This is a genomic window from Halomicrobium mukohataei DSM 12286 (assembly GCF_000023965.1).
Classification (GTDB): Archaea; Halobacteriota; Halobacteria; order Halobacteriales; family Haloarculaceae; genus Halomicrobium; species Halomicrobium mukohataei.
The window spans coordinates 192,802-214,679 of the sequence record NC_013201.1; the positions used below are offsets into that span (position 1 = coordinate 192,802).

General features: G+C 66.2%; 21 protein-coding genes. 18 read left to right on the forward strand and 3 right to left on the reverse strand.

The features are described from left to right. Positions 1-8 precede the first annotated feature (8 nt). The 12 genes from HMUK_RS16335 (at position 9) to HMUK_RS16390 (ending at position 12,527) form a co-directional block, all read left to right on the forward strand. A complete protein-coding gene (locus HMUK_RS16335; protein ID WP_015764173.1) occupies positions 9-1,184 on the forward strand; it encodes an inorganic phosphate transporter in 1,176 nt (391 codons plus the stop codon). 249 nt (positions 1,185-1,433) lie between these two features. Beyond that, positions 1,434-1,838, forward strand: a complete 405-nt coding sequence (locus tag HMUK_RS16340) for a helix-turn-helix domain-containing protein (RefSeq protein WP_018258919.1) — start codon at positions 1,434-1,436, stop codon at positions 1,836-1,838. Positions 1,839-2,126: 288 nt separating this feature from the next. Beyond that, entirely contained in the window at positions 2,127-2,486 is a 360-nt protein-coding gene (gene trxA, locus HMUK_RS16345; protein WP_015764175.1) for a thioredoxin, read from the forward strand. Positions 2,487-2,577: 91 nt separating this feature from the next. Further along, a complete protein-coding gene (proC, locus tag HMUK_RS16350; protein ID WP_015764176.1) occupies positions 2,578-3,354 on the forward strand; it encodes a pyrroline-5-carboxylate reductase in 777 nt (258 codons plus the stop codon). Continuing rightward, positions 3,347-4,195 carry a glutamate 5-kinase gene (proB, locus tag HMUK_RS16355; protein WP_015764177.1) on the forward strand — a complete coding sequence of 283 codons (849 nt, stop codon included), beginning with the start codon at positions 3,347-3,349 and terminating at the stop codon, positions 4,193-4,195. The genes proC and proB overlap by 8 nt, the downstream gene beginning before the upstream one ends. Further along, a complete protein-coding gene (locus HMUK_RS16360) occupies positions 4,188-5,519 on the forward strand; it encodes a glutamate-5-semialdehyde dehydrogenase (RefSeq protein WP_015764178.1) in 1,332 nt (443 codons plus the stop codon). The genes proB and HMUK_RS16360 overlap by 8 nt, the downstream gene beginning before the upstream one ends. 165 nt (positions 5,520-5,684) lie before the next feature. Then, positions 5,685-6,830, forward strand: a complete 1,146-nt coding sequence (locus HMUK_RS16365) for an extracellular solute-binding protein (RefSeq protein ID WP_015764179.1) — start codon at positions 5,685-5,687, stop codon at positions 6,828-6,830. A gap of 13 nt (positions 6,831-6,843) precedes the next feature. Beyond that, positions 6,844-7,746, forward strand: coding sequence for an ABC transporter permease (locus HMUK_RS16370; RefSeq protein ID WP_015764180.1), 903 nt, complete (start codon positions 6,844-6,846; stop codon positions 7,744-7,746). Beyond that, a complete protein-coding gene (locus HMUK_RS16375; RefSeq protein WP_015764181.1) occupies positions 7,743-8,561 on the forward strand; it encodes an ABC transporter permease in 819 nt (272 codons plus the stop codon). Before HMUK_RS16370 ends, HMUK_RS16375 begins: the two co-directional genes overlap by 4 nt. 33 nt (positions 8,562-8,594) lie before the next feature. Then, on the forward strand, positions 8,595-9,620 hold the full coding sequence (locus tag HMUK_RS16380; protein WP_015764182.1) for an ABC transporter ATP-binding protein: 1,026 nt from the start codon (positions 8,595-8,597) through the stop codon (positions 9,618-9,620). A 478-nt stretch (positions 9,621-10,098) separates the two neighbouring features. Further along, the gene (locus HMUK_RS16385) at positions 10,099-11,553 is read left to right on the forward strand and encodes a DUF6498-containing protein (protein ID WP_015764183.1); all 1,455 of its coding nucleotides are present in this window, start codon (positions 10,099-10,101) and stop codon (positions 11,551-11,553) included. A gap of 107 nt (positions 11,554-11,660) precedes the next feature. Next, positions 11,661-12,527: a universal stress protein gene (locus HMUK_RS16390; protein ID WP_015764184.1), complete on the forward strand. Its 867-nt coding sequence runs from the start codon at positions 11,661-11,663 to the stop codon at positions 12,525-12,527. 114 nt (positions 12,528-12,641) lie between these two features. Here the strand turns inward: HMUK_RS16390 and HMUK_RS16395 are convergent, their stop codons facing one another. Continuing rightward, the gene (locus tag HMUK_RS16395) at positions 12,642-13,076 is read right to left on the reverse strand and encodes a pyridoxamine 5'-phosphate oxidase family protein (RefSeq protein WP_015764185.1); all 435 of its coding nucleotides are present in this window, start codon (positions 13,074-13,076) and stop codon (positions 12,642-12,644) included. 214 nt (positions 13,077-13,290) lie between these two features. Here HMUK_RS16395 and HMUK_RS16400 point away from each other — a divergent pair, with 214 nt between their 5' ends. The 4 genes from HMUK_RS16400 to HMUK_RS16415 all read left to right on the forward strand — a co-directional run bounded on the left by HMUK_RS16400 (position 13,291) and on the right by HMUK_RS16415 (position 16,074). Beyond that, a complete protein-coding gene (locus HMUK_RS16400; RefSeq protein ID WP_015764186.1) occupies positions 13,291-14,196 on the forward strand; it encodes a universal stress protein in 906 nt (301 codons plus the stop codon). Between the two features lie 49 nt (positions 14,197-14,245). Further along, positions 14,246-14,854, forward strand: a complete 609-nt coding sequence (locus HMUK_RS16405) for a metal-dependent hydrolase (RefSeq protein ID WP_015764187.1) — start codon at positions 14,246-14,248, stop codon at positions 14,852-14,854. A 59-nt stretch (positions 14,855-14,913) separates the two neighbouring features. Beyond that, complete coding sequence (locus HMUK_RS16410) at positions 14,914-15,366, forward strand: universal stress protein (RefSeq protein WP_015764188.1); 453 nt, start codon at positions 14,914-14,916, stop codon at positions 15,364-15,366. 150 nt (positions 15,367-15,516) lie between these two features. Further along, positions 15,517-16,074, forward strand: coding sequence for a hypothetical protein (locus HMUK_RS16415; protein ID WP_015764189.1), 558 nt, complete (start codon positions 15,517-15,519; stop codon positions 16,072-16,074). A gap of 846 nt (positions 16,075-16,920) precedes the next feature. On the opposite strand, the gene HMUK_RS16420 is transcribed toward HMUK_RS16415, so the two are convergent. Then, complete coding sequence (locus tag HMUK_RS16420; RefSeq protein WP_015764190.1) at positions 16,921-17,688, reverse strand: IclR family transcriptional regulator; 768 nt, start codon at positions 17,686-17,688, stop codon at positions 16,921-16,923. Between the two features lie 175 nt (positions 17,689-17,863). Between HMUK_RS16420 and HMUK_RS16425 the strand changes: the two genes are divergently transcribed. After that, entirely contained in the window at positions 17,864-18,667 is an 804-nt protein-coding gene (locus HMUK_RS16425) for an aldo/keto reductase (protein WP_015764191.1), read from the forward strand. Between the two features lie 59 nt (positions 18,668-18,726). On the opposite strand, the gene HMUK_RS16430 is transcribed toward HMUK_RS16425, so the two are convergent. Further along, the gene (locus HMUK_RS16430) at positions 18,727-19,824 is read right to left on the reverse strand and encodes a Gfo/Idh/MocA family protein (protein WP_015764192.1); all 1,098 of its coding nucleotides are present in this window, start codon (positions 19,822-19,824) and stop codon (positions 18,727-18,729) included. A gap of 215 nt (positions 19,825-20,039) precedes the next feature. Here HMUK_RS16430 and HMUK_RS16435 point away from each other — a divergent pair, with 215 nt between their 5' ends. Further along, on the forward strand, positions 20,040-21,875 hold the full coding sequence (locus HMUK_RS16435; RefSeq protein WP_015764193.1) for a DUF2264 domain-containing protein: 1,836 nt from the start codon (positions 20,040-20,042) through the stop codon (positions 21,873-21,875). Positions 21,876-21,878: the final 3 nt, after the last annotated feature.

Here is a 21,878-nt window from a genome sequence, read left to right on the forward strand (position 1 = left end):
CCAGTTCTATGGACCCCGCACTCATCGCTCTCTTCGTCGGTGCAGCAGTCGCCAGCCTGTTCATGGCGTGGGTCATCGGCGCTGGATCGAGCGGCGCGACTCCCTTCGCACCAGCCGTCGGCGCGAACGCCATCGGGACGATGCGGGCCGCCTTTCTGGTCGGCATCTTCGGATTCGCAGGGGCGGTCACACAGGGCGGGAGCGTCTCGAAGGCGGTCGGGAGCGGTCTCGTGGGCGGCATCAGTCTGCCCGTCGGCGGGGTCATCCTCGTGCTCGTGCTGGGAGCGGGGCTGATGGCGGTCGGGATCGCGACGGGCTATCCGATCGCGACCGCGTTCACCGTGACGGGTGCCGTCGTCGGCGTCGGCCTCGCACTGGGCGGGACGCCGGTCTGGCCGAAGTACCAGCAGATCGCCGCCGTCTGGGTGTTGACGCCCGTCGTCGGCGGCGGCATCGCGTTCGTCATCGCCAGCCTCCTGCCCCGTCCCGACGTCCCCGAACGGTTCAGCATCCCCCTCCTTGCCGGCCTCGTCGGGGCCGTCCTCGTGAACGTCGACTTCAGCTTCCTCGGCGAGGGGACCGCGTCGGGGACCGTCCGCGGGCTCGGGCAACGCGTATTGGCAGTGGACGGTCTCGCGTCGGGGCTCGTCGTGACCGGCGTCGTCGCGCTGGCCGTCGCCGCCGTCGTCCGATGGGACGTTCGCCGTGACGAACGCGGCGGCCTGCGGCGCGTCCTGCTCGCGCTCGGCTCGCTCGTCGCCTTCTCCGCGGGCGGGAGTCAGGTCGGCCTCGCCGTCGGGCCGTTGCTGCCCCTGCTCGACGAGATCGGGATGGTGTCGACGATGACCGTGCTCGTCGGCGGCGGGCTGGGAATGCTCGCCGGGTCGTGGACGGGCGCGCCCCGGATGATCAAGTCGCTGGCACGGGACTACTCCTCGCTGGGACCGCGGCGCTCCATTTCGGCACTCGTGCCGTCGTTCCTGATCGCACAACTGGCCGTGCTGCTGGGCGTTCCGGTGTCGTTCAACGAGATCGTCGTCAGTGCCATCATCGGGAGCGGTGCCGCAGTCGGCGGACGCGACGCGGTGGACGCACGGAAGATACTCGTGACCGTGGGAGCGTGGGCAGGGTCGTTCGGCCTGTCGTTCGTGCTCGCGTACGTCGCCGCGTCCCTGCTACTGTAGGCACCAGCGGAGACACCGCGCGGTCACACGTCGAGACGGCAGCCGATCGATCTGCGTCGGAAAGCGAACGGCGTCCCGGGCGTCTGCACGAGACAGTATTTTCCAGAAGAAACAAGACCGGTAGCCGGCAGAGAGTCTGCGTTCACCGCCGGCACCGTGTCGTCGCCAGTCTGGTGAGTGTTCGTGCGGCATTGTGAAATTCGCACACAAGTCTTTTAACGAGGAGGACCGTACGTTCACCCGATACCGATGCCAGATTCGATGTCCGAACAGCTTCAGCGGGACATGGAGTGTGAGGGGCTTCTGGAGTGTTTCCACGGACTCAAACAGCTCGATCGAGAGGTCTTTCAGGCGCTCGTCGACACCGAGGACGCGCTCACCGTCGACGAGATCGCAGACGCCGTCGACCGTGAGCGCTCGACCGCATATAGGGCCGTACAGCGGCTCCTCCAGGCCGGATTCATCCAGAAAGAACAGGTCAACTACGACCAGGGAGGGTACTACCACGTCTACAGACCGACCGACCCCGCGAACATCGCGGACGACATGCAGCGGCTCCTCAACGACTGGTACGCGAAGATGGGCCAGCTCATTCAGGAGTTCGAGACGAAGTACGAAGACCGCGACGCGACAGCGCCGTCGGTCGAGGGCTGAGCCCCCAGTTCGACGGACCACTGCTACGGATTACTGTCGATCGTTCCCGGAGCAGCCCCACGCCGTCGTGTGGTCGGCCGGGCAAGCGGCGACAATAATCCGTACGAGGTCCCCACGCGACACCCCTCCCGCTGGGACTGCCCGCTGTGGATTTTCACCGTCTTCGCGATCCGAGGTCGCAGCTGCTGTAGGTAGTGCGACAGCCCGTCGTCGGCCGGCTCGTGCTGGGGACAGTATTGTTTAGTACGTCCAAAACCCTTAACTACGAGAGTCGCCTACGGTGAACTGATGACAACAGATATCGAAGCCGAAGCCGGAGCAGGTACGCCCACGGAGCCAGTCCACGTCGACGGCCAGTCCGAGCTGGACGGCGCGGTCGCCGACTACGAGGTCGTTCTGGCGGACTTCTACGCCGACTGGTGTGGCCCCTGCCAGATGCTCGAACCGGTCGTCGAGACGCTGGCGGCCGAGACGGACGCCGCCGTGGCGAAAGTCGACGTCGACGAGAACCAGCAGCTCGCGACGGCCTACGGCGTCCGTGGCGTGCCCACGCTCGTCCTCTTTGCCGACGGCGAGCAGGTCGAGGAGATCGTCGGCGTCCAGGGCGAAGACGAGCTGCGGTCGCTCGTCGAACAGTACACGGCGTGAGGCCAGGTAGCGTGTGGTCGAGCGGGCAGCGTCGCGCTGCTCGGATGAAGCCGTAGTTGGTATGTACCTCAGTCTCCCCTGTGGAGATAGGATGACACACGTGAGCGTTATCGGCTGTGGCAACATGGGTGGGGCCTTCGTGAAGGGGCTCGCCCAGACCGGAGCCTACGAAGTGACAGCGATCGACCTCGATCCCGAAGCGCTGGCGTCAGTCGCCGACGACGCCGACGAGACGACCGACGACATCGACGCGGCCCGGGAGGCAGAGATCGTCGTGTTGGCAGTCAAACCGAAGGCGGTCTCGGCAGTCCTCGCTGATCTCGATCTCCGACCAGACCAGTCGCTTCTCACCATCGCGGCGGGCGTCCCGCGGTCGTTCGTCGCCGGGGAGACCGACGCGACCGTCGTCCGGATCATGCCGAATCTGGCGGCCGAGACCGGCGACATGGCCGCCGCGGCCACCCGCGACGGGATCGACGACAACGTGCGGGAACTGCTGGACGCGGTCGGCGAGTTCGTCGAGATCGACGAGGAGCTGATGGACGTGTCGACGGCGGTCAACGGCAGCGGCCCGGCCTTCGCCTTCTACCTCATCGACGCGATGAAGGAGGCCGGCATCGACGGCGGTCTCGACCCCGAGCAGGCCGAGACGCTGGCGGCCCAGACGTTCAAGGGCGCGGCCGAGACGGTCCTCCGGGACGACCGAAGCGTCTCCGAGCTCATCGACGCCGTCTGCTCGCCCAACGGGACCACCATCGAGGGCATGGAGGTCCTGTGGGACAGCGACGCCGACGCGGCGGTTATCGAGGCCGTCGAAGCCGCCGAGCAGCGGTCCCGAGAACTCGCCGAGGAGTTCGACGATGAGTGAGCAGTCGGCGATCGAGAGCGTCGGCGAGGCGACCGTCGAGCAGGCGCGCGAGCAGGCCGCCGACGCCCAGCGCGTGATCGTCAAGGCGGGGACGAACTCGCTGACCGACGAGGACTCCCAGCTCGATCGCGTGAAACTCGACAAGCTTGTCAGCGACATCATGGACCTCCGGAAGCGGGGGAAGGACGTGCTGCTGGTCTCGTCTGGCGCGGTCGGTGCGGGCAAGGGGCTGATCGACGAGGAGACCGAGACCGTCGAGGAGAGCCAGGCCCTCTCGACGGTCGGACAGAGCCACCTGATGCGCCACTACACCCAGAGCTTCGACCGCTACGACCAGACGGTCGCACAGATCCTGCTGACCGAGCACGATCTGGCCAACCCCGAGCGCTTTACGAACGTCCGCAACACCATCGAGACGCTGTTCGACTGGGGGATCGTGCCGATCATCAACGAGAACGACGCGATCGCGACCGAGGAGATCCAGATCGGCGACAACGACATGCTCTCGGCGTCGGTCGCCATCGGCGTCAACGCCGACCTGCTGGTGACCCTGACCGACGTTGGCGGCGTCTACACGGGCAACCCGAAAGACGACGACGACGCGGCGCTGATCGAGGCAGTCGGCGCGAACTACGACGCCGTCCAGTCGCTCGTCGACGACAGCACGACCGCCGAGTTCGGCGGCATCCAGACGAAAGTCGAGGGCGCGCGCGACGTGAGCGAACACGGCACACCGGCGATCATCGCCGGCTCGGCGGACCGCGACGTACTGGAACGGATCGCTACTGCCAAATCGGTGGGCACGCTATTCGTCCCGATAAACGGAGCCACAGATGACTGAGTACGACACCGAATCCCAGGTGACCGATGCACAGCACGCCGCACTGCGGCTGGCGAACGTCGACGAGGAGACACGCGACGCGGCGCTTGAGTCGATCGCCGACGCCATTCGCGACCACGAGGCCGAGGTCCGCGAGGCCAACGCGACCGACGTGGAGGCCGCGGAAGCCATGCTCGAACGCGGCGAGTACACCCAGGCGCTCGTCGACCGACTGAAGCTCGACGACGCGAAACTCGACAGCATCGCCGAGATGGTCGAGAGCGTCGCCGAACGGGAAGATCCCCTCGGTGAGACGCTTGCGGCCCGGGAGCTGGACGAGGACCTCGAACTGTACAAGGTCGCCGTGCCGATCGGCGTCGTCGGCACGATCTTCGAGTCGCGGCCGGACGCGCTGGTCCAGATCGCCGCCCTCGCGCTCAAGTCCGGCAACGCCGTCATCCTCAAGGGCGGCAGCGAGGCCAGCGAGTCCAACCGCGTCCTCTACGAACTCATCCGCGAGGCGACCGCCGAGCTGCCCGACGGCTGGGTCCAGCTCATCGAAGCCCACGAGGAGGTCGACGCGCTGCTGGAGATGGACGACAAGGTGGACCTGCTGATGCCCCGTGGCTCCTCGGAGTTCGTCTCCTACATCCAGAACAACACCCAGATCCCCGTGCTGGGGCACACGGAAGGGGTCTGTCACGTCTACGTCGACGAGGCCGCCGACCTCGAACAGGCCGAGGAGATCGCCTTCGACGCCAAGGTCCAGTACCCGGCGGTCTGTAACGCCGTCGAGACGCTGCTGGTCGACGACAGCGTCGCAGAGACGTTCCTGCCGGCCATCGTCGAGCGCTACGAGGCGGCCGGCGTCGAACTCCGCGGTGACGAGGCGACCCGCGAGATCGTCGACGTGGGCGAGGCGACCGACGACGACTGGGACAGCGAGTACGGCGACCTCGAACTGTCGATCAAGGTCGTCTCGGACGTGTACGAGGCCGTCGAGCACGTCAACGCTCACGGCTCGAAACACACCGAGTCGATCGTCACGGAGAACGCCGACACCGCCGAGCTGTTCATGACCGGCATCGACGCCGCGAGCGTCTTCCACAACGCCTCGACGCGCTTTGCCGACGGCTACCGCTACGGCCTCGGCGCGGAGGTCGGCATCTCGACGGGGAAGATTCACGCTCGCGGCCCGGTCGGCCTGGCCGGGCTGACGACCTACAAGTACTACCTCGAAGGCGACGGCCAGCTCGTGGCCACCTACGCGGGCGACGACGCCAGAGCCTTCACCCACGAAGCGTTCGACGGCGAGTGGACGCCCGGCCGTCTCGCCGACGAGTAGCGGGACAGTCGCTCTGACAGCGGGGCCCCCTCGGTCGGCCCAGCGGTCCGGCGTCTATATAGCCCTCACGCCCGGTCGGTACCACGACGTACCGTCCCCACCCGATGATCGCGGTATAGAGATATAATATAAAGCACCTTTATCGGGATTGCCGGACCACCGCGTGTGACAGATCACACACGACGCGGGTTCCTGACCGTGGCGGGCTCGGCGACGGCCGCCACGGTCGCAGGGTGTAGCGGCACCGAAGCCATCGGCGGCGGTGGCGGCGAGACCTACGAGGTCGGCCACGGGGACTACCAGACGACCGTCAGCGAGAGCGACTTCCCCTCGGACAGACTCTACATCTACGCCGTCCAGACGGGGTGGTCGAACTGGGGTGCCGTCATGGACGCCTTCGACGAGCGGTACGGCGTCGAGCTGAACGACGACCAGCGTACCTCCGGCGAGGCGCTCACACACATCCGATCGAACGCCGAGAACCCCACCCACTCGGCGTACAACGGCGGCTACTCGTTCGGTATCACCGCCATGGAGGAGGGGTTCACCACGGACTACAAGCCGGCCAACTGGGACGCCGTTCCGCCGGATCTGAAGACGGACAACGGCCACCTCACCGCGACCCGGCAGATGACGACGGCGGTCACCTACCGCAAGGACATCTACGAGGAGCGCGGGCTGGGCGAGCCCGAGAGCTGGGAGGACTTCAAACACCCCGACGCCGCCAAGGACTTCTGTGTGACCCCGCCCCACTCGGCCAACGGGCTGGCGACGGCGCTGTCGATCAACAACGCCTACGGCGGGACGATGGACGATCTGGGACCGGTCGTCGAGTACTACGACGACATCGCCCAGAAGGGGGCAGACGTGCGTCGCAACATCACCGGCGACTTCACCAGCGGCGAGGTCTCGGCGGTCGCTCAGTACGACTACACCGCCCTGGAGATGAAGTACAACCACGAGGAGGTGCCCGCGGAGAACGTCGGCGTCGCGATCCTGCCCGGCCCCGAGGGCGACGCCGGAGCGATGAACATCCCGTACGGCTACGGCATGCTCGACGGCGCACCGAATCCGGAGACGGCGAAGTTGTTCATGGACTTCGTTCTCTCACTGGAGGGCCAGCGGCTGTTCTTCGACGCGTTCGTCCGCCCGATCCGGGCCGGCGAGCTGGAGATGCCAGACGAGTTCCCCGACCAGACGACCTACGAGGCGGCGGAGTTCACCGTCGACCAACTGGATCTCGTCGAGCGACAGGAGTCCATCATCGATCAGGTGACCTCGGAGTCGGACATTCCCGGCATCCAGGGGTAACTCGGGGGCAGCTATGAGCACCACCACCTGGTTCGAACTGTCTGCCGCCAGAGACACCCTCACACCCGAGACCGAGCGCGACCGGCGACGGCGGCGCATCCTCGTCCTGTGTGCGCCCTTCCTCGTCCTGGCCGCGGTGGCCGCGTTCGTCCCGCTGGCGACGATGATCCGGATGAGCGTCTCCGCGGACCGGTTCGCGAACGTCGGGTTCTCGGTGTCGGCCTGGCGGACGCTGGCGACGGACCCGCTGTATCGACGGGTCGCCGTGAACACGCTCTGGTTCGCCGCGGCGACGAGCGCCGTCAGCGTCGCGCTGGGCGTCGCGGTGTCACACGCGTTCGCGAAGTACTCGCTACCCTTCGAACGCGTGCTCGTCTCGGTGGTCTCGTTCCCCATCGCGCTCCCCGGAATCGTCGTCGCGTTCATGGTCGTCGCCCTGCTGGGCCGACAGGGACTTGTGACGAACGCGGTCGCGTTCTTCAGCGGTCAGGGGCCGATCGACCTGGCGACCGCGACGACCGTGACGGGGCTGTTCGTGGGGTACGTCTACTCGCTGCTCCCGCGGGCGACGATGGTCCTGCGCGGGACTTACGCCGAGGTCAACACCGACGCCGAGCAGGCGGCCAGAGCGCTCGGTGCCGATCCGCTTCGGACGTTCTACTACGTCACGCTGCCCGAGATCCGTCCCGGGATCGTCGCCGCGTTGTTGCTCACGTTCCGGACGGCACTGGCGATCTTCGGCACGGTCCTGGTCTTGCAGGGGTTGAACGTCGCGACGCTCCAGCTCAGTCAGGTGATCTCGGTCGGCTACGAGAGCCAGATCGCCGCCAGCATCGGGCTGGTGTACTTCGCGTTCATCCTCGCGGTCACGTTCGTCGGCCTGCGCTACACCGAAGCGGACGTGATCCGGCGATGACGACGCTCCGGACGCCCCAGTCGCTCGGGAAGGCCGCGGTCACGCTGGTGACGGGACTCGTCCTCGCGGTACTCGTGGTCCCGATCGCGGTGACGTTCGTCTCCTCGTTCGCACAGTCGGCCACCGGTGTCGTTCCCACCGGCTTCGTCACCGCCGAACACTGGCGGACGGCGCTCGGCCTGACCGACGTGGGCGCGCGCAGAGGGATCGGCTCCGGCCTGTGGTTCAGCGTCCTCCTGGCGACCGGCGGGATGGTCGTCAACCTCGTCGTCGGCGTGCCGATCGCCTACGCGCTGACCCGCTACGAGTTCCGGGGCCGAGAGTGGCTGAACACGCTCGCGGTCCTGCCGCTCGTGCCGGGGATCATCCTCGGAATCGCGTTCCTGCGAACCTATCCCGACAACGCCGGGACGGCCTTCGGACTCGTCGTCGGCTACGCGCTGCTGAAGTCGCCGTACATGGTGTTGACCGTCCAGAGCGCGTTCCAGTCGATGGATCTCCGCCAACTCGAAGAGAGCGCCCGCTCGCTCGGAGCGTCGTGGCCCCGAACGTTCGTCACCGTCATCGTCCCCAACGCCAGGGGCGGGATCCTCGCGGGCTCGATCATCACGTGGACGCTGGCCGCTGCGGAGTTCAACTTCACCTACATGGTGTACACCCGCGGCCCACGGCCCTTCTCGCTGTTTCTCTACGAGAACATCAGTCGCGCTCCGTTCCTGCAGTCGGCGGCGGCCATCTCGATGTACTTCTGTCTCGTCGTCGCCGCCATCCTCGTGCTACAGACCGTCGGCCGACACGGATTCACTACGACATGAACGCTCGAACACACACTCACGGGAGGCAGACGCATGGTCGCCGTTGAACTCGACGGCGTGGGCAAGACCTACGGCGACGAGGTCGCGGTCGAGGGGCTCGACCTGACCGTCGCCGACGGCGAGATCCTCGGCGTCGTCGGCCCCTCGGGCTGTGGCAAGACGACGACGCTGCGGACGATCGCCGGCTTCGAGACGCCGACGGCCGGTCGGGTCCGGTTCGCCGACGAGGACGTGACCCACGTCCCACCAGAGCGGCGAAACGTCGGGCTCGTGTTCCAGTCGTACGCGCTGTTCGACAACATGAGCGTCCTCGCGAACGTGGCGTTCGGCCCGAAGATGCAAGGCGTCGAGAAGACCGAGCGACGGGACCGCGCCATGGAGCTGCTGGAGCTGCTCGACATCGCCGAACTCGCCGACAGAGCGCCCGAAACCCTCTCCGGCGGACAACAGCAGCGGGTCGGGCTGGCGCGTGCGCTCGCGATCGAGCCGAACATCCTCCTGCTGGACGAGCCCATGACGGGGCTGGACGCCAAGCTCAAGGATCGGCTCCGGCGCGAGATCGGGAGCCTGCTCGACGAACTGGGCGTCACCGCGCTGTACGTGACCCACGACCAGGAGGAGGCGATGGCGATGTGTGACCGGATCGCGGTGCTGAACGACGGCCGCCTGGAACAGGTCGGAACGCCTCGCGAGATCTACGAGTCGCCCGCAAACGAGTTCGTCGCCGGATTCGTCGGCTCGGCGAACCTACTCGACGCACAGCTCGACGACGGCACGGTCGATCTGGGGTTTACGCGGCTGCACGCGGTCACGGACGACACGAGCGGGAACGCGACGGTCGTGGTCCGACCCGACGACATCGCGGTCGGCAGCGGTTCGATCCCGGTGACGATCCGGGAGTACCAGTACCTCGGTGAGACGACCAGCGCCGTCGGCGAGTTGCCCGACGGACAGCAGTTGCGCTTGCGCCTGAACGGCACCGCCGAGGAGACGACCGTCGGGACCACGGTTTCGGTCGCGATCGACCCCGACGGCGTCGCCGTCGTCGACACCGCCTGATACGGAAAGTCGTCGTTGCGTACCGGTGAGCGTCTCTCCCGTGGCGACGTTCACCGGTACATTGCTACAACCGTCCGTATGACTGCGCGCGGACAGGCGCGTCAGGGCAGGTCGGTCGCGAGGAAGTTCACGAGACGGTCCAGACACTCGATTGTTCCGTCTTCGGTCTCGGAGCCTTCCTCGTCTCGTGTCACGGGCCGAGCTACGCCGGCCCGAGGTATACGTTGTGCTGTCGTGAGGCCGGAAGTCAGCGGAGCGTTACAAATCAGCTTAGCTTAGTAGCTAAGCTATATTTTATCGGACCGTCGGCCGGGAGGGCGTGGCCGGTAACGAACGACGCCTCGTCGGAGCACAGCCAGACGATGGTCTGGTTCACGTCGAGGACACGCTCGCACTCGTCTTCGTCGATCTCCGGGAGCGTCGCCGACTCCCACCCCGGTCAGTACGCTTATGAGCCACTGTCCGTAACTCCCCGGCGATGCCCTCCACGAGCAGTGAGCACCTGCCGACAGCGGCGGGGTTCGTTCCGGTCGCCCTCGCGAATCTGGTCCCGCTGGTCGGTGTCGTCCGACTGGGCTGGGAGCCAGAAACGCTGGTGATCGTCTACACGCTGGAAGTGCTGTTCGCGTTCCCGCTGGCGGGCGTGAAGGCGTTGTTCGCACAGCAACCGCCGCGGACCGACCACGAGGGGTCGACCGTGATCAGCGTTTCGGACGAGCTGACCCGAAAGCGCGGGAGCGTCACGGTGGTCCCGTGGCTGCCGCCGGTCTACCCGCGGAACGTGCCCTTCGCCCTCGCCGTCGGCGGTGTCGCCGCGTGGTTCGGGATCGCCATCGGCGTCGTGGTCAACGAGACGATCCCGATCACCGCGGTCGTCAGCCGCCCCGAGGTCCTGTTGAGTGTCGGCACACTGGTCGTCGGCCAGACCGTCGAGACCTGGCGGGACTTGCGGAACGGACACCACGAGACGACCACGCCGTACGCGGTGATCGAGACGCCGGCCCGGCAGGCGTTTTTCCTGGCGTTCGTCCTGTTCGTCGTCCCGGTGACGGCCGTGGCCGGCACGGGTGCGACGCTTGGCGTGTTCGTCGTCGTCAAGATCCTCGTGGAGTGGTCGGGCTATCGAGCGAGCCACGGCGACGGCGGGCGACTTACCGGGTGGCTCTCCGGACCCGACGAGTCGGGCCGTGAGCGAGAGGTCGACGGCGTGCCCAAGGGTGAGCCCGACGCGCGCGTTCGGACGGACGACCGCGCGGTGCTGTACACCGGCGCACTCCGGGCGCTGAGTGAGCGAGCCCCCGTCTACGCGACGTCCTTCGTCATCGTCTGGCTCTTCTCGCTCGTGATCCTCGGCGGGGAGGAGCCGTCCCGAGAAGTCGCGCTCGGCTCCGGTCTCGTCCTGGTCTGTCTGTTCGTCGCGCTCCTGGCGTTGCGTGTCGGGACGTTCTACCTCAGGTACGGGCCGCTCGAATACCGTCGGTACGACGACCGAATCGTGGCGTACGACAGCCTGCTCGACGAGCCCCAGTGGTGGGCCTCGATCGGGTCGCTGCGCGACGCCGAGGTCGCGTCCGATCGGCTCCCAGACCGGCTGCTGGGGACGCGCACGGTCTCGCTGGCGGCGGGCTGGGGCGACGATCCGCGGCGCTCGCTCGGACCCGTCGCCGACGCCGAGGCCCTCGTGACGGCGTTCGACCTGCCCGTCAGGACGACGGCACTCGCGCCCATCGATCGGCGGGTAGCCGCCGTCGTCGCGGGCTGTGTCGGCGTGATCGTCCTCGCTCCAGTGGCCGTCGTGCTCGTGCCGGCACTGTCCTCGTCGACGGCGCTGCTGTACGGGGTGTTCGTGCTGCCGTTCGCCACCCTCACGCTGCGGGGACTCTGGAAACGAGCGTATCCAGAGTCGAGCACAGCGGCCGGGAGCGACGTGTAGCGACAGCGGTGTGACTCGACCGGCTCGCCACGTCGTGGCGTCGACCGAGCGGACGGCCCACGGAGCGGCGGTACGTTCATACTCCAGACGGGCGAATCGGGAACACTGTGTTCGACGACATCCTCGTTCCGACGGACGGCAGTACCTGTGCAGCGGTCGCGCTCAGCGCCGCCGAAGAGGTAGCGAAGCGATACGGAGCGACGATTCATCTCCTGTCCGTGGCCGATTCACGGATCGAGGACCACACCGTCGGCGACGAGAGTCAGCACGCGGCACACGAGACGATCGTTCGCGACGCCAGCGAGGATCTCTCGGCAGAGATCGGCGTCGTAGAAGCAGTCGAGCGGGGACTGCCACACGAGGTGATCGTAGAGTACGCCGACGAGGCGTCGGTCGACCTCGTGGTCATGGGCACGCACGGGCGGACCGGCGTCCAGCGATACGTGCTGGGCAGCGTCACCGAGAAGGTGCTCCGGCTGGCCGAGACGCCCGTGCTCACGGTCCGGGAAGCGGACGCCGACGAGCGCCCGACGCCCTTCGAAGACGTGCTGATCCCGACCGACGGCAGCGACGCCGCGAACGCGGCGATCGGTCCGGCCCTCGACATCGCCGGTGCGTACGACGCCAGCGTCCACGCGCTCTCGGCGATAGAGCCGCTGTCGATGGGCGTCGATGTTCGGTCACACGTCATCGTGGAGGCACTCGAAGAACGGGCCCAGTCGGCCGTCGACGACGTGGCCGAGCGAGCCGCGAACGCGTCGCTCGGACCGATCGAAACCGCCGTCGAGTTCGGCGATCCGTACCGACAGATCAGGACCTACGTCGAGGAGAACGACATCGATCTGGTCGTCATGGGCACCCACGGCCGAAGCGGCGTCGAGCGGTTCCTGCTGGGCAGTGTCACCGAAAAGCTCGTCCGAACGTCGTCGGCTCCCGTGATGACCGTGAGACGGCCAGAGAACAGCGGGAGTTAGCGACAGTTTCGCCGCTTTTACACTCATTTTAGACAGATCAGACACATAAATAGATGTCTGTGACCAATTAGACGTATTCTTACTTGGTACTCGTCTTCTGAAGCCGTATCGCCGTTAGACTTCTGTCCGCCCGGTCAGTTCGTCGGGAACGAGCCGGTAGAACTCGAACGACACTTCTCGGAGTGGTCGCTCGAAGATGTCCACCAGCGGGATGTCGACGTGTTCGAGTCCTTCCAGCGTCTCGGTCTCGATACCCTCGCGCTCGACGTCTTCGAGTCTGCCGCGGGCGACCACGCTCTGCCAGTCCCCGGACTCCTCCCGATACGTGACGAACGACGCCGGCCGGTCGTCGAGATCGCCTTTCGTGGTGTCGACGCCCACGGCCAGTCGGAAGTAGAACGTACTGGCCGCCGCGTCGTACCCGTACGACACCGGGATCGAGTACGGTGGCTCGTCCCCGGAAGCGAGCGAGAGGACGCCCGTCCCGCCGCTGTCGAGGATCTCGTCGCGCTCCGCGGCCGACATACTGACCGGAGTGTCTTTCGCCATGATTGACAGGACGGCGGGGAACACAATAAGTGCACTGTCGGTGGGGTCGCTGTCGCACGCGAGGAGCGCCGAGCAATGGGTCGCCACAGCGGGATCGGACCAGAGTTACTACCGCCGGCTGTACATCTGCGAACGCTTTCCCCACCCCTGGGTGGTGAGTATCGTCACGAAGTGACAGCCAACAGTATAAGCCCCAGCGGAGCGAATAGTCGGTATGAGCCCAGCGATCGATTCGATACTCGTGCCGACCGACGGGAGCGAGGGAGCCACAGTCGGCGCACAGCGCGGGATCGACCTGGCGGCGACGGCCGACGCGGACGTACACGTGCTGTCGGTGGTCGACACCCGCGAGATCGAGCCGCCGCTGTCGCGGTTCGGTGGCAAGGACCGTTCAGACAGAGAACAGCTGTTCGAGGACGAGGCCAAGCGGGCAGTCGATAGCGTCGCCGGGCTCGCACGGACACACCTCTCAGGTCGAGTCACCGGAACAGTCGAGCGAGGCGTGCCGTTCCAGGCGATCAACGAGTACGTCGAGGCACACGACATCGACGTGGTCGCGATGGGGACCCACGGACGGACCGGCCTCCAGCGACTCCTGCTGGGCAGCGTCGCCGAGAAGGTCCTTCGGACTGCGAGTGTCCCGGTCGTTGCAGTCCCGTCGACCGCCGACGAGATCGAGCCCGGCGAGGGAAGCTACGAGAACATCTTGCTGCCGACGGACAACAGCGATGGCGCGTCGGTCGCGATCGACTGGGGGATGACGCTGGCGACGCTGTACGGTGCGATGGTATACACCATCTACTCGGTCGATACGAGCCTGTTGTCCGGGTCCGAGAGAGCGAGCGAGATCCACGGAGCGCTGGAACGGGTCGGCCGAGACGCGCTCGATGCGGTCCGACGGCGTGCTCGGGCGGCCGACATCAGTGTCGCGGGCAACATTGGGAGCGGACCGGCCGCGCGCGTGATCCTCGCCGAGAGCGGCGACCACGACATCGATCTGATCGTGATGGGGACCCACGGCCGTTCCGGTATCGACCGGTACCTCATCGGCAGCGTGACCGAGACAGTCGTTCGCAACGCCGACGTGCCGGTCTGCTGTGTCCCGATGACGGAGCTGTGAGTCCACCGCCGAGAACTATTTAGCGTTCCGACGGCTACGAGCGGTCACGATGATGGCGACGACCCACGCGCTCTGGGGGATGGCGGTCGCGTTGCCGGTCCTGGCGAGCGAGCCGACACTCGCGCCGGTAGCCTTCGGAGCGGGACTCGCGGGTGGTCTGCTCCCCGACCTCGATCTCTACGCCGGCCACCGGAAGACGCTGCACTATCCGGTGTATGCGCCGCTGGCCGCTGTCCCGGCGGTCACACTCGCGATCGCCACGCCCTCGACGGTGACGGTCGGGATCGCCGTGGGCCTCACCGCGATGGCGCTCCACGCCGTCACCGACGCTGCGGGCGGTGGCCTCGAACTCCGACCGTGGCTCGCCGACTCTGATCGGGCCGTCTACAGCCACTATCACGGCCGCTGGATCCGTCCCCGGCGGTGGGTCCGCTACGACGGTGCTCCCGAGGATCTCGCCGTCGCCGGCATCGCGACCGTGTCACTCGCCGCCGTCGCCGGCAGTGCCGTCACCGCGGTCGCCGTCGCGTTGCTGGCTGTCTCGGCCGTGTACGTCCTGGTGCGCAAGTCGCTGGCGACGCTGGCCGAGCACCTCGTCGGCCTGCTCCCGACACCCGTCCTGTCCTACGTCCCCGAGCGCTACCGCGAGAGTCAGTAGTCTCTGCGGTCGGGAGCGATGCCACCGATTTATCTGACTGCTGGGCGAACATCGCGGTGATGTACGACCGAATCCTCCTCCCGACGGACATGAGCCCCGGTGTCGACCGGGCGATCGAGCACGCGATCGACGCCGCCGAGCGATACGACGCCGCCCTCCACGTGCTGTACGTCGTCGACGCCGACGCCTACAGCTCCTACCCCGGCGACGAGTACGTCCACGAGTTCGAAGGACTGGAACACGCGCTCGAAGAAGCCGGCCGCGACGCGGTCGAAGCGATCACCGCCAGGGCGGCCGACGCGGGGATCGACACGGTGAGCGAGATCCGCCACGGTGTCCCACACGAGGAGATCCTCGCGTACGGCGACGAAGCCGACATCGACCTGACTGTCGTCGGGTCGAAAAACCGGGCCGGAGAGTACCGTCGGCTGCTCGGCAGCGTCGCAGAGCGGGTTGCTCGACTGTCGGAACGGCCCGTAACGGTCGTGAAGACGCCGGTCGAATCGTCCTGATACTGCCGGCTGTAACTGTGTCAAGAGGGTCGCGACCACGGGGTCGCAACAGTCTGTACAGACGTACGGCCGGCAGTATGAGCACGTCGACGACCGCGCGGCGGTGGCACGCGACACCGCTATGTGTGTCGACCGAGCAGTACGATCACGATGCCACCGGACGAACGAGAGATCGAGCGGACCATCAGATACGGGTTAGTAGCGGTCTTCGTCCTGGGGCTCCGTCGTCGCGACCCTGGGACGGTGGTAAACGCCGCCGTCGGCGTGATCGGCACCTACCTGACCGAGTTCGTCGAGCGAACGTGTGGCGTGAAACTGCAACCGTGGCACCACCTGTACGTCGATACCGCGATGATCACCCACGCCGTGGGAATGCTGGGGCCCTACGACGACATCCAGTGGTGGGACCACGTCACCCACATCCACTCGGCGACGATTCTCGGCGGGGCCGTCTTCGCGATCTGTCGGCGGACGGGCCGCGATCCCGGTCCGAGAGTCGTCGCCGCCGTCGCCTGTGGCGGCCTGCTGTGGGAGCTCGTCGAGTACGCCATCCACGTCGGAGCCGATCAAATCGGCGTCGAGCCGGTCCTCGTGAACTACGGCAAGCGCGATACGCTGCTCGATCTGCTGTTCGACCTCGTCGGCGCAGTGCTCGTCCTCGCGCTCGGTGATCGCGTCCTCGGAGATCTGGCGACGGCAGATACCTGACGAGCCAGCAGAGGGTGAGCGGAAGTGGCGATCCGGCGAGAGAGAGTGGCCAGACGTGACTGTCGAGTGACGTTTAGTCGGCGGGTTTCCCGAAAGCGACACCGGACGGCGCGTATTGGAGAATCTATCACATCGAATGACAGTATCGGGACCTCTTACAGCATCAGTGGCAGTCATCGAGCCATACAAGACAGAACTCGTGCAAAGACGAACGACATCCTGCACTGGGGAAGCGAACGAGCGACCGTCGAGCATCGCTCGACGAACAGTGATCGATACCGGACGACAGTACGCTAGTCCAACGATGCTGGATCGCAGTGGGAAAAGAACGAACATCGGACCCGACGGGATAGCGGAGCGGCGTCCCCCGCTGCTCGTCACCGGCCGACGGCCTGCTTTACACGCTTAGTTCTGTAAAGCTTGGTGGCAACTAGCTGCTAGCACGGGCGAGCGAGGACACTGGTCAGAGTGTGATCCCGTCGAGAGCGTCCTACAATGGTCGACTCGACGACGGTAGCTAACTGGATGGGATTTGTATATGACGAATATCGTGTTACCATACAGACTTTTGTTCTCTTTTAGATAATATTGGTCGTGTTTTACTGTACAGTATTTACCAACACAGACCGTACGCGGAGTTCGTCGAGACGTAGCGGCGGTAGCGTGACCGCTCTCCCGCATACAGGCAGTTTCGAGCGATATTGGACGATCGTATGGCATAAGTGGATGTTCTCCGTGGGACGACTTCGGCTTCGCCGTGCGTCGACGCGCGTGGACGGTCGACCGTACCGTCGGACAGCAGCGTTCCAGTTGGTGCGGCAAGGCCCTGGACTACCCGGTGTCGGACTACGTGTACGTGATGTTGAGTTCGATGACGTTGGCGACGCTCTTGAGCTTCGCAGGGAGTTCCGAACGGAAGCGATCTCCCTGGAGTCGGCTCGTCGGTCCGGAGACGCTGATCGCGCCCTCGACGACGTCGTCGTTGTTCACGATCGGGACGGCGACACACCGCAGGCCCTTGACGCGGGCTTCGTCGTCGAAGGCGACGCCCTCGGTTCGAACGCGTTTCAGGCGCTCGAACAGTTCGTCGCGTTCGGTGATCGTGTTCTCGGTCATCCCCGGGAGGCCGTGTTGCTCGATGATCTCGTCGACGCGTTCCTCGGGGAGGTGTGCGAGGATCGCGTTACCCAGCGCCGTGCTGTGGAGGTTGACCCGCTGGCCGACGTAGGAGTCGGTCTTGACGGCGTCGGCTCCGTGATCCCGGTGGATGTAGATCCCCTTGCCGTTCTCCTCGACGAGGAGGTTCGCCATCTCGCCGGTCTCCTCGGCCAGGTCGGTCACTTCGTCACGGGCGATGTCGTATATCTGCTCTCTGTGTCGGGCCTTGCCCCCGAGCGCGAGGTGTTTGAGACTGAGCCGGTACGTGCTGCCGTCCTTGACGACGTAGCCGTCCCCTTCGAGCGTGCTCAGGTAGTTGTGGATGCTGCTCTTCGACAGCGAGAAGGCGTCGGTCAGCTCCATCAGACTCGCCTCGTTGCGGCGGCGCAACTCTTCGAGGATCTGGAAGGCCGTTTGCACTGACTGTATCTCGCCGGAGTTGTTCCGTTGGGGCATCGGTGTCGTCTTTCCCGTGTGTGATAATAAAGCTACTCCACCAATACTGAACGGCGGTCGCCGATGTCCGAACGGGCGGTGGTCCGTGTCCCACGAAAAATCGGCTGCTAGGGGCTGGACACCGGCGGTCGAGGCTTCCAAAGAGGCTAAATGAGTGGGGCCTAATCGACCAGATATGCGTCAGATGCCAGCGATTGGACTCGGTACGTGGCAAAACACCGACCCGGACACCTGTCGAGAGAGCGTCCGTCTCGCACTCGAAGCGGGCTACCGCCACGTCGACACCGCACAGTACTACGACAACGAACGGCTCGTCGGAGAGGGCATCGCCGAGGCCGACGTGCCCCGAGAGGAAGTGTTCGTCGCGACGAAAGTCCACGCCGAGAAGTTCGGACTCGCCCACGAGGAAGTGATCGAGGGACTGGAAGCCAGCCTCGACCGCCTCGGACTCGACTCGCTTGACCTGCTGTACGTCCACTGGCCGGTGGGCAACTACGATCCCGCGGAGACGATGCCGGCGTTCGACGAACTCCGAGAGCGGGGCCTGATCGACCACGTCGGCCTGAGCAACTTCTCGGCCGAACTCCTCGACGAGGCGCTTGCTGAGCTCTCCGCCCCGCTGTTTGCCCACCAGGTCGAGATGCATCCGCTGCTCCAGCAGGACGAACTGCTGGCTCACGCACGCGAACACGACTACAACCTCGTGGCCTACTCGCCGCTGGCACGCGGGAACGTCTTCGAGCTGCCCGAACTCCAGTCGATCGCGGAGAAACACGGCGTCAGTGAGGCACAGGTCAGTCTCGCCTGGCTCCAGTCCAAAGGCGTGGTGACGCCGATCCCGAAGGCGTCGAGCGAAGAACACATCCGCGACAACCTCGCGTCGCGCGAACTCGAACTCGACGAGGAGGACGTCGAGGCGATCGAGGCGATCGACCGGACCGAGCGGTTCGTCGAGCGCGACGGCGCGCCGTGGCTCTGAAACCGGCGATCGTCCAGTAATTCGCGACCGCGATCGAGAAGCAGTGACGGCCGACAGTGTCACCAGGACGTGATCGTCACGTCACGCAGCGGTCGGTCGAGGGGAACGTCGACGACGCCGCCGGTGTAGTGTGAGACGTAGAAGCCGACGATCATCTCCAGGGATCGCACGGCCTCCTCGCCGGGCGAGTAGTTCTCCGATTCACCCGCGAGGAGGTCCTGGACGTGGGCGGCGGCGTTGGCGAAGGAGTTCTTGTAGTCGTCGTCCCAGGTCCACTCGCCGTCGATGCTGTCCAGTGGCGTCTCGACGTGTTCGCCGTCTTCGAGCCGCCAGTAGCGCCACTCGCCGTCGTCGTTGTTGAGATAGAGTTTCCCCTCGGTGCCGACGAAGTTCAGCGTCATCGAAGAGATATCGCGGGGAATCGTACAGTCGACCGTCACGAAGGTCCCGTCCTCCATGACCACGTAGCCGCCGCCACCGGCGTCGTCGACCGTCTCGTCGACGTCGAGCGAGTCGACGGCCTCGTTTTCGCCGGTGATGTAGCCGTTGACCTCCCGTGGCACCGTATCGAGCAGGAAGACGAGCGTGTCGAGGACGTGTGTCGAGTTGCGCATCAGCTCCATGCGGTACTGGGTGCTGACCGACCGCACGTCGCCCAGAATGTTCTCGTGCTGGATGAGATAGCGGAGCCGCTGGAGCTTCTCGGTGAACCGAAACGAGTGGTTGACGACCAGTTCCGTCCCCGTCTCCGCGCAGGTGTCGACCATCTCCTGTGCCCGGGACACGTCCGAGGCGATCGGCTTCTCACACCAGATCACGTCCGGATCGGCGGGCGACTGTGCGGCGTCGATCGCGTGGCCGTCGTGGAGATACGACGGCGTACAGATCGAGACCACGTCGAGGTCTTCGCTCGCGAGCATCGTCTCGTGGTCCAGATAGCGGCCACTGTCGGGGATGTCCCACGCGTCGCCGAACGTGTCGAGCTTGTCCTCGTCTACGTCCGCGACGGCGACGAGTTCGATCTCCGACGTGCTGGCGTAGCCGCCAGCGTGACTGGCGTCGATCTTTTCGTTTCCGATGGCGTCCTCGTCGTGCATCCCGAGGATGCCCATGCCGGCGATACCGCCCGTTCCGATGATCGCTGCGTTGTAGCTCATAGTGGTCTGTGGTTCTGCGTCGTCGAGTCAAGCCGGATGGCTGGAGCCACTGCTCGACTGACCCATGCGAAGCTCTTTCGACACCGCTATTTATAAATCCTTGAGTTTCCGCACCGAACGAGAGCATGCTGTCGGCCACATCGGCGGTCGGAGGGCCGGCCGCGCGTCGAGGGCAGAGCCACAACATACATTGTCCACAGCGCGGTTGGGGTGGTATGGGAAATCCAGTCACGGAGAACCCACTGGAGACGCGGTCGGACGTACAGCGAGCGGTGCGACAGCTCGTCGCACCCCTGGAAGCACACCACAGTCCGGGCGGGGCACTCGTTCGCGTCGGCGCGGCCGGCGCGTCGTTCCCGAACCACGAAGCGGGGATCGAGGGGTACGCTCGCTCGCTGTGGGGCCTCGCCACACTCGCGGCCGGCGGCGGCGAGTTCGACGGGTGGGAACGGTATCGGGCGGGACTGGTCAACGGAACGGACCCGGATCACCCTGAGTACTGGGGCACGATCGCCGACGGGCGACAGAAGGTCGTCGAGGGCTCCTGTCTGGGAATGGCGCTCGGGCTCGTCCCCGAGCGGCTCTGGGAGCCACTCGACGAGGCGGAACGCGAGCGAGTACAGACCTGGCTGACGGCGGCCAACGGCGAGTGGATCCCGGACAACAACTGGCGCTTTTTCCGGGTGCTGGCCAACGTCGGGCTGTCGTCGGTCGGTGCCTCGTTCGACCGCCAGCAGGTCGCGACCGACCTGGACCGTCTGGAAACGTTCGCGCTGGAGAACGGCTGGTACGCCGACGGTCCGGACGCCCCGGTCGACTACTACTGTGCGTGGACGATGCACGTCGAGGGGCTCCTCTACGCCTGGCTGGCCGAGGACGATGCCGAGCGAGCGGCCCGGTTCAGGCGGCGGGCGGTCGAGTTCGCAAGCGAGTACCGCCACCTGTTCGAGCCCAGCGGGCGCGCGGTCCCCTACGGCCGGAGTCTCACCTACCGGTTCGCCCAGGCCGCGTTCTGGGGCGCGCTCGCGCTCGTCGGTCGAGACGCCGACCTCCCGTGGGGCGAGATCAGGGGGCTGTGGCTCCGGAATCTCCGGTGGTGGTTCGACCAGCCGATCTTCGCCGCCGACGGGACGCTGACCGTCGGCTACCGCTACCCCTCACAGAAGATGACCGAGCGGTACAACTCCCCGTCCTCGCCGTACTGGGCGTTTCGGGCGTTCCTGCCCCTGATCGCCGACGCGGACCACCCCTTCTGGACGGCCGAGGAACGGCCGCTGCCCGAACTCGACCGCCAGCGGCCGATCGAGGCGGCGGACCTGCTCGTCCGGCGCGGGCCGGACCACGTCGTCGCGTTCACCGGCGACACCGCCACGCCCCGCTACCGGAACAAGTACGACAAGTTCGCCTACTCCAGTCACTTCGGGTTCGGCGTCGACGACGGGATCGCCGGACTCGACGCCTGTGGAATCGACAGCACGCTCGTGGTCAGTACGGACGGCGAGCACTTCCGCGGACGGACGGCGGACCTCGACGGCAGCGTCGACGACGGCGTCGCGGCGTCGACGTGGGACCCCTTCGACGACGTGACAGTCAGGACGAAGGTGCTCCCGGTCGGACCGTGGCACGTCCGCATCCACCAGCTCGAAGCCGCGCGAGCGATCGAGACCGCGGAGGGCGGCTTCGCGCTGCCGACGACCGAGGAACGGTACGCCGACGACGTACGAGAGACGACCGAGGGACAGATGGCGGCGGTGTCGTTCGAGGACTTCAGCGGTCTCCGGGCCGTCGGCGGCGGGAACCGCTGTGAGCCAGCGGTGACCACACCGGTCCCGAACACGAACGTCCAGCATCCCCGTACCGCGGTCCCGGTCCTCTCTCGCTCCTTCGAGCCCGGCAGTTACCGGTTCGCGTCGGCCGTCCTCGGCGTGCCGGGGACAGCCAGCCCGACGGCCTGGACCGAACCGCCGACCGTCGAGTGGACCTGGTCGGGGGTCACCGTCGGCGACGGCGAGGGAGAGACGGTACAGACAGTCAGTCTCGAACAGAAGTAGCAG

What these genes read in the sequence shown, in the direction of transcription:
- HMUK_RS16335 (WP_015764173.1), top strand. Translation starts at nt 9, where the DNA reads ATGGACCCCGCACTCATCGCTCTCTTCGTCGGTGCAGCAGTCGCCAGC.
- HMUK_RS16340 (WP_018258919.1), top strand. Translation starts at nt 1,434, where the DNA reads ATGCCAGATTCGATGTCCGAACAGCTTCAGCGGGACATGGAGTGTGAG.
- trxA (WP_015764175.1), top strand. Translation starts at nt 2,127, where the DNA reads ATGACAACAGATATCGAAGCCGAAGCCGGAGCAGGTACGCCCACGGAG.
- proC (WP_015764176.1), top strand. Translation starts at nt 2,578, where the DNA reads ATGACACACGTGAGCGTTATCGGCTGTGGCAACATGGGTGGGGCCTTC.
- proB (WP_015764177.1), top strand. Translation starts at nt 3,347, where the DNA reads ATGAGTGAGCAGTCGGCGATCGAGAGCGTCGGCGAGGCGACCGTCGAG.
- HMUK_RS16360 (WP_015764178.1), top strand. Translation starts at nt 4,188, where the DNA reads ATGACTGAGTACGACACCGAATCCCAGGTGACCGATGCACAGCACGCC.
- HMUK_RS16370 (WP_015764180.1), top strand. Translation starts at nt 6,844, where the DNA reads ATGAGCACCACCACCTGGTTCGAACTGTCTGCCGCCAGAGACACCCTC.
- HMUK_RS16375 (WP_015764181.1), top strand. Translation starts at nt 7,743, where the DNA reads ATGACGACGCTCCGGACGCCCCAGTCGCTCGGGAAGGCCGCGGTCACG.
- HMUK_RS16380 (WP_015764182.1), top strand. Translation starts at nt 8,595, where the DNA reads ATGGTCGCCGTTGAACTCGACGGCGTGGGCAAGACCTACGGCGACGAG.
- HMUK_RS16385 (WP_015764183.1), top strand. Translation starts at nt 10,099, where the DNA reads ATGCCCTCCACGAGCAGTGAGCACCTGCCGACAGCGGCGGGGTTCGTT.
- HMUK_RS16395 (WP_015764185.1), bottom strand. Translation starts at nt 13,076, where the DNA reads ATGGCGAAAGACACTCCGGTCAGTATGTCGGCCGCGGAGCGCGACGAG.
- HMUK_RS16400 (WP_015764186.1), top strand. Translation starts at nt 13,291, where the DNA reads ATGAGCCCAGCGATCGATTCGATACTCGTGCCGACCGACGGGAGCGAG.
- HMUK_RS16405 (WP_015764187.1), top strand. Translation starts at nt 14,246, where the DNA reads ATGATGGCGACGACCCACGCGCTCTGGGGGATGGCGGTCGCGTTGCCG.
- HMUK_RS16410 (WP_015764188.1), top strand. Translation starts at nt 14,914, where the DNA reads ATGTACGACCGAATCCTCCTCCCGACGGACATGAGCCCCGGTGTCGAC.
- HMUK_RS16415 (WP_015764189.1), top strand. Translation starts at nt 15,517, where the DNA reads ATGCCACCGGACGAACGAGAGATCGAGCGGACCATCAGATACGGGTTA.
- HMUK_RS16420 (WP_015764190.1), bottom strand. Translation starts at nt 17,688, where the DNA reads ATGCCCCAACGGAACAACTCCGGCGAGATACAGTCAGTGCAAACGGCC.
- HMUK_RS16425 (WP_015764191.1), top strand. Translation starts at nt 17,864, where the DNA reads ATGCGTCAGATGCCAGCGATTGGACTCGGTACGTGGCAAAACACCGAC.
- HMUK_RS16430 (WP_015764192.1), bottom strand. Translation starts at nt 19,824, where the DNA reads ATGAGCTACAACGCAGCGATCATCGGAACGGGCGGTATCGCCGGCATG.
- HMUK_RS16435 (WP_015764193.1), top strand. Translation starts at nt 20,040, where the DNA reads ATGGGAAATCCAGTCACGGAGAACCCACTGGAGACGCGGTCGGACGTA.